The sequence below is a fragment of the Caldithrix sp. genome (assembly GCF_056497305.1).
In genome coordinates, this window is sequence record NZ_JBSMDE010000095.1 from 20,354 (window position 1) to 30,416 (window position 10,063).

The following is a 10,063-nucleotide window of genomic DNA, read 5'->3' on the forward strand; positions in this document are numbered from 1 at the left end:
TTTTAAGTAAACTAATCAAAGGAGTCATTGCCATGAAACGTCGATTGTTGTTTCTTTTCGGTTTGGTTTGCATCACAGCAGCCCTGGTTTGGGCCCAGGATGCTCAATCCATTGTGGCCAGAGCCGATGCGGTAGTCAATGCGCCGCTGGATCAAAAAGCTACTTTAACTATGATTCTGATCGATAAGAAGGGCAATCAGAAGAAGCGCACTGCGGAATTCCTGCAGAAAGGCGACGAAAAGAGAATTTTGCGTTTTACGGCGCCTGCGGACCAGAAAGGAATTGCTTTTTTAGGATTGCCAAACGATGTACAATATCTGTACATGCCGGCCTTTCACAAGGTGCGGCGCATCGCTTCCCATGTTAAAAACACCAAATTTGCCGGAACGGATTTCACCTACAACGATCTAAGCTCCTTTCGATATGCTAAGGACTACAACGCAAAACTGCTCGACCAGAATGCCGACTACTGGATCCTTGAACTTAGGCCTAAAGCAGGTGTCAAAAAAGATTACGGTAAATTGAAGATGTGGGTGCGCAAGGATAATTACTACCCGGCTAAAGTAGAATTTTATGACAAAGGTGGAAATCTGTGGAAAGTGATGGAGCGCCGGCAAATCGAAAAAATCGGTAAATACTGGGTCTCCAAAGAGATGGAATTAAGAGATTTAAAAGAAGAACACAGCACCATCATGAAATTGAAAAATATTGAATTTGATACCGGTCTGGCAGACAGGCTGTTTACCAAGAGGTATTTAAAAAGAAGCAAATAGGCAAAGGCATCTTTGGCATGCAAGGGACAGGGCGCACGCCTTTTCCATCCCGTAATAATGGAGAAGATGCCTGAAGGCCTGATTATTTAATGTGTTTGGCTAAGCAATCCGGAGGTTAAAAATGAGAGTGTATTGGATTGTCTCGTTACTGAGCTTGCTGTTTGGTCAGCTCACAGCCCAGGTAACCATCAACGGGTATTTGCAGACTTACAATCGGTTACGTTTGCAACAGAAGGGCAAATTTACCTGGAATGAAAACCAGCTGGGCTTAAAATTTGAAGGCAACCCATCCGATAAGATTCACTATTACAGTGAAGTGCGTCTGCGGGCTTTTGGTTTTCCCAATGTGTTTACCACATCGGACCTGCAACGAAGGGAAAAAGACAGGGTGCAACCCTGGGGCCTGGAGTTTCGCGAAACCTACATCGACATCTACGGCTTCTTAAGCGAAAATCTGGATGTGCGCATCGGTCGGCAACGCATCGCCTGGGGAACGGCCGACAAATTGAACCCTACAGACAATCTAAACGCAGATGATCTGGAAGACATTTTTGACTTTGGCCGCCATTTAGGAAGCAATGCCATTGCAGCAACCTATTACTTAGGCGATTACACCCTGTACGGTGTTTACATTCCGGTATTTACGCCGGCAACCATGCCTTTTGGTGATTGGGTGAATGCCTTCAGGCATCCATTGAACTTACCGACTGGAATGCAATTGGGCTCATTTAAAGAACACCTTACGCTCCCGCAAAACACTTTGGCCCAAACCTCAAGCCTGGCCTTTAAAATAGCCGGCAATCTGTTGAACTACGACTGGTCGTTAAGTTATTACTACGGGCGCGATGATCTACCTCTGATTTCTGATGTTTCCATGACTCCGGCGGCCAATCCTGCGTTTCTGGATGTAGATGTGGAAATGATTTACCCCAGAATGCAGGTCGTGGGGGCAGACATGGCCGGCTCCATTGGGCAGGTGGGAATCTGGGCCGAAGGCGCTCTTTTTCTGCCGGAAAAAGTTTACAAAAATGTTACGGTACCTCATCCCCAATTGGGAGTGGTTCGCCAAAAAGAAATCGCTCTGGATGATCAGCCCTATTTTAAATGGGTGGTGGGGGGTGATTACACCTTTAAAAACGGCTGGTACGTTAATGCCCAATTTTTACACGGATTTGTTCATGAACGAGGTAAAGATGAATTAAATGATTATTTTCTGATGCGTTTTGAAAAAACTTACATGAACGGCGCCCTAAAAATTGCGCCGCTGGGCATGGCCATCACCATTCCGGATTGGGGGCATCTCAAAAATAATTACGGCCTGGCCGGAGGCCCGCAGATCGATTACTATCCGCTCGATGCCTTGACCCTCTCTTTGGGCGCTTTCATCATCCAGGGTAAAGGTGAGAATATCTTTAGCGCAGTTAAGGAATTTGACGAAGCGTTTTTCAAAATAAAGTATGAATTCTAAGGCTGCAGAGCCGTGACCAAAAACATTTACCCCCGGGGATTTAAGCAACCACAGAGAGCACAGAGAAGTATTTTTAAATTAAAAATTAAAAATTACGAATTAATTTGCGAAGGGGCAACTTATGCCCAGGCGGTGAGGAACCGTGCCGGCATGTCATTCTGAGTCCCCGATTTATCGGGATGAAGAATTTCTTGCATTGGTAGACTGAACTAAAACTCGCACTGCTTTGCGGGGAGAAGGGGACAGGGAAGAGGGGTACCTGCCTGCAGTGCGGGAAAAGAGCCCAAGCATTACAGGTTACAATCTGTAAATAAGCGGCCATGGCAAACAGGCACTGCCGCTCTTCTTTCCAGAACATGATAATAATTGATTGCGAACGCTTCATTTGTTATTTTCCCTTAGTTTTAAAAGAGCGCTGCAAGGGAATCGAACTCACAAGGAGATCATAGGAGTCATGATTGCATTGAGAGTAGGATTTTTCTGCAGCGACGTACCAGGTAAGAAAAAATTGATCGGGAGTAAAAGATGATGGACATGAATAATATTTTAAAGCAGGCTCAAAAAATGCAGGAAGAGATGAAGAAAGTGCAGGATACCCTGGCCAACATAACGGTAGAGGGCAGCGCCGGTGGTGGCATGGTCAGGGTCATTGCCAGCTGCAAACTGGAGGTGCTTTCGGTAAAGATTGAGCCTGATGTGTTAAAGGATGAAGACCAGGAGATGCTGGAAGATTTAATTGTCGCAGCAGTAAATCAGGCCATTAAAAATGCTCAGCAACGGGCCGAGGAAGAGATGAAAAAGGTGACCGGCGGTCTGCTGGGCAATCTTAATTTACCGGATGGCTTTAAATTTCCGGGTCTGTAATCATGCGCGAATCAGGAATAACCGTTTTAGATGAACTTATTGCCCAGCTGGCCAGACTACCAGGCATCGGCTTTAAAACGGCCCAACGCCTGGCCATCTTTATCCTAAAAAGTTCCGATGAATACGCACAGCAATTGGCCCATGCCATTCTGGATTTAAAGGAAAGGACGGGTTTGTGCAAACGCTGTTTTAATATTGCTGAAGAAGAGTACTGCCATATCTGTTCTGATCCAAAGCGTGATGTGCACAAAATTTGTGTTGTGGAAGACATTGTGGATGTGATGGCTATCGAAGAGACCCATGTTTACAAAGGACTTTACCACGTTTTAGGCGGGGTTATTTCGCCATTAGCCGGCGTAAATCCTGAAGATTTAACCATTAATGCGCTTCTGGAGCGACTCAGCAACGAACCTATTGAAGAGGTCATTCTGGCTTTAAATCCCAGCACCGAGGCAGAGACCACCATCATTTATCTGACGCGCTTGCTCAAAGACAGTGAAGTGCAAATCAGTCGCCTGGCCAGTGGTGTGCCCATGGGGGCGCATTTAGAATATCTTGATGGGGCGACTATCGGAATGGCTCTACAGGCCAGGCAAAAAATCGACAAAGAAAAATAGGGGGGTGTCAAAAAATTACATCAATGAAAGCCCCGGCTAAAGGGTAAGCCCTTTCAATAACCTAAACCTGCCACTCCCAGCCTTCGCGGGCTAATTCTGCCTGGGTAAATAATTTTTTCGCTTCCCGCTCAATACCCAAAAGGTCTTCGTCCGAATTGTTAGGATCGTGATGAAAGAGCAATAATTTTTTGGCTTTAGCCTCCTGGGCTGTATCGCAGGCCATTACAAAACTGCTGTGTCCATATCCGCAAAACATGCGATATTGTTCTTCGGTGTACTGCGCGTCGTGAATCAGGACATCAGCCTGGTTTGCAAAATTGATCAGGCGCTGGTCGCCGCCTTTGTAGCCCTCAATATCGGTTGCGAAAGTAATTTTATGATCGTTCCACAAAATATTGTACAGGTAGGTTCCATCTTTAGGATGGAAGTAGTACTTCATGGTCTCCACTCTAAAGCCGGAATGGTTCGGCTTCTGCTGGCGGATGTCGCCAATAATCGGCTCAGCCGTTTCGTTGAAATGTACAAAGGTATTTTCGCTAACATTGTAAAACGATTTTTTACTGCGGAATTCGTCCATGCTAACCGGAAAGTACTGGGGCAAAACCTGGGTGCGTAAAATGGTTTCAAAATCCACGCCGACCGTTGCCGGCCCAATTAAGTGCAAGTGCACCTGTGGCATGTAAATCGGAGCAAAATAGGGTAGGCCCAGCAGATGATCGATGTGTGTATGAGTAAACAGAATGGTAATATGAAACAGACCATTCGATTTTTTTTGATGTTCTAAAATTTCGGGGACTAACTCTTTGCCCAGCGGGATGATGCCGCTACCGGCATCAAAAATAACAATCTGATGATTGGTGCGGGCCATGACACAGGTGGTGTTGCCCCCAAAACGCGTCCCTCCCGTTGGTGCTATGGGATAGCTTCCCCGAACACCATAAATCTTGAAAAGAAAATTGTAATCAGGCATAAAGGACCTTTCTCAAGCAAGTCATTACGAACCGGATTCAATCCGCTTAATTTTGTCTCTGATTTTTGCTGCCTTTTCATATTCTTCATTTTCGACAGCTTTCTTTAGTTGTTCGCGTAATAACTCTAATTCATCTTCTTTGGAATGATGTAATATATTCTTTTTCCCACTTTTAGAGCTGCCAAATTCTCCGGATTCCTCCTCTTCCTCTTCTTCCGGAATGTAGGAAGCCTGTTCCATTACCAGATCATCTACAAAAATTGGCGTTCCAAGGCGCAAAGCCAGGGCAATTGCATCACTCGGTCGTGAATCGATTTCGTACATCTGACCGGCAAAATTCAACCTAATAATCGCATAATATGTGTTATCCTTTAGCTCGGTAATGATGACCTGTTCCATTTCAATGCCCAGTGTCTCAAGAATATTTGCAGCTAAATCATGTGTAATGGGACGGGGCGGCTTTAAATTTTCCAGAGCCAGAGCGATCGATTGCGCTTCGTACTCGCCAATTACAATAGGCAGGGCGCGTTCTCCATCCTGCTCTTTCAGAATGATGCCGCTGGCCTGGGTTTGGGTCATAAAAATCCCATTGACACGAACTTCTACCATTGTTCACCCTCAAAATGTTAAATGGCTTCTACAGCTTTAATTTCAGGTATTTGCATCTTCATGATGCGTTCAATACCTTGTTTTAAAGTAATTTGAGACATCGGACATCCGCCACAGGCTCCGACCAGATGAATGTAAACGACATTGTCATCGTCTATTTTAATAAATTGAACGTCCCCGCCATCAGCCTGAAGACCAGGACGAATACTCTCCAGAACTTTTAAAACTTTTTCTTTCATATCGTTTTCCATGATTTTCTCTGCTTTTCAAAGTATATAAAATTAAACTTCAATGTCAAATTGTTTTATCCCTGATTGGTGATAATGTGATAAAGAACAACTCTTAATTTTAACGATATTAGAGAAAATTTTATTCATCTGCTTTTGTATCATTTTAAGATACAATAATAATTTTTAATTTTCAATGACCAATGACTATTTTTTGCTGATTTTAATGAAAATGTTTAATTTCGCTAATAATGGAATGGGAATCGATGGCAGGTTTTGCGGCACTTGCTACAGATGTGTTTTTAACTGCATCGGCCTGTTTTGCGCTGGTGCCCTACAGGGCGTCGGATGACCTTTAGCAGACTTTACGCCGGTATGTTCCAAATACGTGTTGTAACAGATCGCCTGGTGCCGGCCTTTTCTGAACAGACAGAGCTGTAAATTAGGAATCAATTCCCCCAGGAATGGGGAATATTTTAAATCGACACTGCCTGTGCAGCCCGGCAATGCAATCGGCACACGTTAAGGGAGACTTCAACCATAATTATGAATATTTGGATTTTATGAGCAAGACAATTGGTTTTCAGTTAATGATCGGTTTTTTTCTTTTGTTGTGCCAGACAGCGGGCTGGACAAGGACTCTGCCTATCCAAAAGTTCATGGACGGGCCTACCATCCTTTTTGAACAAAAAGAACTGGTCGATTTTGTCAATCTCTACATTCTGGTAGATAAGTTAACGAGTCCTTCTCCGGATGAGGAAGACCAATTTGTGCACCAGTTGGAAAATCGGCTTGCTGAACAGGGAGCGGTGTGTCAGGTCTTGGGGCCGCTCACCATTCCGCAAATGCCCTGGAATTTTGACCAGCACAGCCTGCTTATCGCTCGCTTTACGACGGGTGATTTTGAAAAAAGGTTGCCCCGCATCCTTGAAGCACTGTTCTCTGTTAAATTATCCGACCGGATTCTAATGTATGATCAGAATCTACGTTTTCAGCTAACCGGCCATGATTCCCCCCCCATTCCTCAGGCGCCAGACAGGCTTTTAGGCGGGACGGCCCCAGGCGATCCTGTAACTTTGCTACAGCAAATGTATCTATTGTTTTCGGGGAAATTCAATACTTTCAAGCTGTTAAAGGGAATTAATGCGATTTTAAAGAAAAAGAGAAAACCTCTCTCAGGTGCAGCAGTGAATGCTGATTTGCGTTATTGGTTATTTGTGTATCAACGGTTTGTGCTTAAAATTTTGCAAAATCAGTTCAGTTTAGGTACCGGAGACTGCCAGAAAATCTGGGCGCCCATTGATCTGAAAAAAAATAAAATTTTAATCCACACACCATTTCAATTGAATCAGGACAGTTTGTTGTTGAGTTTAAAGCAACAGGCAATCGCCTTTAAAGCCTGGTACCTGAACGACTATTTGAACGGCCTGGGGTGGCTTGATTTTGACCAGGATTTTAAAAGTTTGTTACGTTTGTATGCCCAATGTTATTGTAAAGGACATTCTCTCTTGGCCATAGATTTTAACGTGGAAAATGATGTTTTACAACACATATTACTAAACCCGGAAAACTTTATCGAATTTTATGAGGTGCAATAAATTGATGCCTGTTTGGCGCAAGGTCAGCTTTTTATTGATTTTGCTTGTTTTAATGTCCCCCTTTCCAGGCCGGGGTCAGCAGCAAAGAACATTTATAATCGGTGTGGATGAAAGCATTCAGGCTTTCCAAATGGATTCTTTGCACTTTGCACCTTTGCTGGAAATAGAACCGATTAAAATCTTCGAAATGAAACCAGAACGGTCGTTTAAACAGGAAGCGTCTTCCTTCTCCTGCAAGACCGTTGCATTGGCCCAGCCCATGGACAGTGTATTCAGGCTGATCGCTAAGGTTGGCCGGCGTCTGCAGGCAGGCGCTTTGCAAATCACGTTTAGCGATACCTGTGACATCCGTGTTCTGGTCAGGCCGGAGGTTAAATGGCATGTCCTACCGGTCAAAGAATTAAATCTATTTTTATCGAAAAAAATCATTCAGGATGAATTGTACATTGAACTCAATATGTTTGATTTATCCCGGGAAAAGAATACCGATCTGTTTCAAATTTTATTTTTTGAGAATTTATTTCAACACTTTTTACAGGAAAAAATTGCCCGGGGACGTGTATTTAGTCGACCGGTATTGACTTCGCTTATTGAAGATTTCAGACCGGTCTATGAACCCGAACTCCATTTTTATCTAGATGCCAAAGCGGCCAGCGCCCTCATTAAAAAATGGCCCGATATGAAGCAGGCTTTCAAAAGGCGACTTTTTTCCCCATCTTTTGCGGATCAGGTAGCGGCCTTTGAACAAAAACTGAGTTTACTCTGGAATTCCGATTACAACCGTCTGGTGGCTATGACTAAACTATTGGCGCGCTACGGGAATGTTTTCCCGCTTAAAAAAATGGACCTATCAACGAATTCTGAAAATATTAATACCTTAAGGCAAAACATGTTAAAAATGACCGATGCCTTGCTTGTTTTTTGGTTTAAGTCGGGTCGATTAAATCAAGAGATGATTGAATCGTTAAAAGAAGAAATTGGCCATCAAGATTTATTGATTTTTTAAATGTGGAACAGAAACAGGAGGGAAATATGATTAGTCCGTACATCTTCAGGGAATACGATATTCGCGGTGTTGTGGATAAGGATTTAACAGAGGAAGTGGTCGAACAACTGGGAAAGGGCATTGGAACCTACATGAGCCGACACAATGCCAGACGCATTACCATCGGGGGTGATGTGCGGCTTTCCACAGAAAGACTGCGCAAGGCTTTAATGGCTGGCATCCGAAGCACAGGGGTGAATGTGGTTGATCTGGGCCCGGTGCCCACACCCGTGCAATACTTCAGCATGCACCATATTCCGGATGTGCAGGGAGGCGTAATGATTACAGGCTCTCACAATCCGCCGGAATTTAACGGTTTTAAAATCACGCTGAACAATGCGCCCGTTTTTGGTCCCATGATTCAGGACATCCGGCAATTGATTGAAAAGCAGCATTTTGAACAGGGCAGCGGTACTTACCAAAAGCAAGAAATAATCGATGATTACATCCATTTCATCAAGCAGAACATTAAGTTAGAGCGACCGGTAAAGGTTGTGCTGGATTCCGGAAATGGGGCTGCTTCGCTGGTGGCCCATCGCTTGTTCAAGGAATTGGGAGCCGATACCATCGATCTGTTTGACACGCCGGACGGTCGTTTTCCCAATCACCATCCGGATCCCACGGTGGTCAAATACATTCAGGAATTAATTAAGACGACCAGAGAGAGCGATGCTGAACTGGGCATTGGCTACGACGGCGATGCAGACCGTATTGGTGTCATCGATGAAAATGGCGATGTGATCTGGGGCGATCGTTTAATGATCATTTTCAGTCGCGACATTCTAAAAAATAATCCCGGCGCACCGATCATTTTTGATGTGAAGTGTTCACAGGCTTTACCGGAGATGATCGAAAAATTTGGCGGTAAGCCCATCATGTCCAAAACCGGGCACTCCAACATCAAACAAAAGATGAAAGATCTGAAAGCGCCCTTTGCCGGCGAAATGAGCGGACACCTGTTTTTTGCCGATCGCTTCTTTGGCTTTGATGATGCCATTTATGCTTCGGCCAGAATGGTGGAACTGGTGTCCCGCAGCAATCAAAAAGTATCCGAATTTTTAGCCGATGTGCCCAAATATTATTCCACTCCAGAAATTCGCGCTGAAGTACAGAATGATGAAATCAAATTTAAAATGGCGGCCCAGGCCAAAGAGTATTTCTCTCAGAATTACGAAGTAATCGCTATTGACGGAGTGCGCATTCAATTTGGCGACGGTTGGGGACTGGTGCGCGCTTCTAACACGCAACCGGTGCTGGTCATGCGATTTGAAGCGCGAACTCCTGAACGGCTGGAAGAAATTAAAAACATGGTCATCAACAAATTGAAAGAGTTCGGGGATATTAAACTGTAACCGCTTGTTTGAATCTCCGAACATCAAAAGGAAATGGGAGTGTGGAAAGCCGCCCGCTGTGCTCCCCTGCGGTGCGCGGCTTTTTTAATAGGTAAAAACTAGGGCAGCGTAGCCGCAACCAAAAAACTTCTTTAAAAAATGACAGGCCGTTGCCCCGGTACCCTTTAACTCTTAATTCTTCCCTTCCAACAGATTAAGTCATTTCACGAATTAGCCCTCACCCCCTCGATCTCCCTCTCCCAGAATAAAAATCTGGGCGAGGGGGAAGACCTTTGTGGGAAATTTTCTTAATTGTCCGGCCGCTTTAGCCGGTTTGAGCACAGCAGAAATTGCGATTCTCTGGGACGGGACATCAAACCATTCAACAATTAAACAACTCAACAACTCAACCTTTTTACTTTCTCATACAGCAGAAAAATTTTCGCATTACGCTGTGGCGAGATTAGAAGTTTTGAAGGAAGTGTTCTAAGGCAGCACAGCCGAATCCAAAGCTTTTAATAAACCGCAAAGTACGCCAGGTGCTTGACAGCGTAACACGTA

The 10,063-nt window shown here is 44.4% G+C and carries 10 protein-coding genes; 7 read left to right on the forward strand and 3 right to left on the reverse strand.

Going from position 1 to position 10,063, the window contains the following annotated elements:
- Positions 1-32: 32 nt before the first annotated feature.
- The 4 genes from ACWB0I_RS08325 (at position 33) to recR (ending at position 3,722) form a co-directional block, all read left to right on the forward strand.
- Complete coding sequence (locus tag ACWB0I_RS08325; protein WP_479387593.1) at positions 33-773, forward strand: outer membrane lipoprotein-sorting protein; 741 nt, start codon at positions 33-35, stop codon at positions 771-773.
- A gap of 121 nt (positions 774-894) precedes the next feature.
- On the forward strand, positions 895-2,241 hold the full coding sequence (locus ACWB0I_RS08330) for a hypothetical protein (RefSeq protein WP_479387594.1): 1,347 nt from the start codon (positions 895-897) through the stop codon (positions 2,239-2,241).
- A 525-nt stretch (positions 2,242-2,766) separates the two neighbouring features.
- Complete coding sequence (locus tag ACWB0I_RS08335; protein ID WP_479387595.1) at positions 2,767-3,105, forward strand: YbaB/EbfC family nucleoid-associated protein; 339 nt, start codon at positions 2,767-2,769, stop codon at positions 3,103-3,105.
- 2 nt (positions 3,106-3,107) lie between these two features.
- Positions 3,108-3,722 carry a recombination mediator RecR gene (gene recR, locus ACWB0I_RS08340; protein WP_479387596.1) on the forward strand — a complete coding sequence of 205 codons (615 nt, stop codon included), beginning with the start codon at positions 3,108-3,110 and terminating at the stop codon, positions 3,720-3,722.
- A gap of 61 nt (positions 3,723-3,783) precedes the next feature.
- Here the strand turns inward: recR and ACWB0I_RS08345 are convergent, their stop codons facing one another.
- Genes ACWB0I_RS08345 through ACWB0I_RS08355 form a run of 3 tightly spaced genes read right to left on the reverse strand, consistent with a single transcriptional unit; the run spans position 3,784 to position 5,540 of the window.
- Positions 3,784-4,692, reverse strand: coding sequence for an MBL fold metallo-hydrolase (locus tag ACWB0I_RS08345; RefSeq protein WP_479387597.1), 909 nt, complete (start codon positions 4,690-4,692; stop codon positions 3,784-3,786).
- 24 nt (positions 4,693-4,716) lie between these two features.
- The gene (locus ACWB0I_RS08350) at positions 4,717-5,301 is read right to left on the reverse strand and encodes a bifunctional nuclease family protein (protein WP_479387598.1); all 585 of its coding nucleotides are present in this window, start codon (positions 5,299-5,301) and stop codon (positions 4,717-4,719) included.
- 17 nt (positions 5,302-5,318) lie between these two features.
- Positions 5,319-5,540, reverse strand: a complete 222-nt coding sequence (locus ACWB0I_RS08355; RefSeq protein WP_479387602.1) for a NifU family protein — start codon at positions 5,538-5,540, stop codon at positions 5,319-5,321.
- Positions 5,541-6,091: 551 nt separating this feature from the next.
- Between ACWB0I_RS08355 and ACWB0I_RS08360 the strand changes: the two genes are divergently transcribed.
- From ACWB0I_RS08360 to ACWB0I_RS08370, 3 genes are read left to right on the forward strand one after another with little or no spacing between them, the layout of a single operon-like run.
- Entirely contained in the window at positions 6,092-7,126 is a 1,035-nt protein-coding gene (locus ACWB0I_RS08360; protein ID WP_479387599.1) for a hypothetical protein, read from the forward strand.
- A 4-nt stretch (positions 7,127-7,130) separates the two neighbouring features.
- Positions 7,131-8,132: a hypothetical protein gene (locus ACWB0I_RS08365; protein WP_479387600.1), complete on the forward strand. Its 1,002-nt coding sequence runs from the start codon at positions 7,131-7,133 to the stop codon at positions 8,130-8,132.
- A gap of 26 nt (positions 8,133-8,158) precedes the next feature.
- The gene (locus tag ACWB0I_RS08370) at positions 8,159-9,523 is read left to right on the forward strand and encodes a phosphomannomutase/phosphoglucomutase (protein ID WP_479387601.1); all 1,365 of its coding nucleotides are present in this window, start codon (positions 8,159-8,161) and stop codon (positions 9,521-9,523) included.
- The last annotated feature ends 540 nt before the right edge of the window (positions 9,524-10,063 follow it).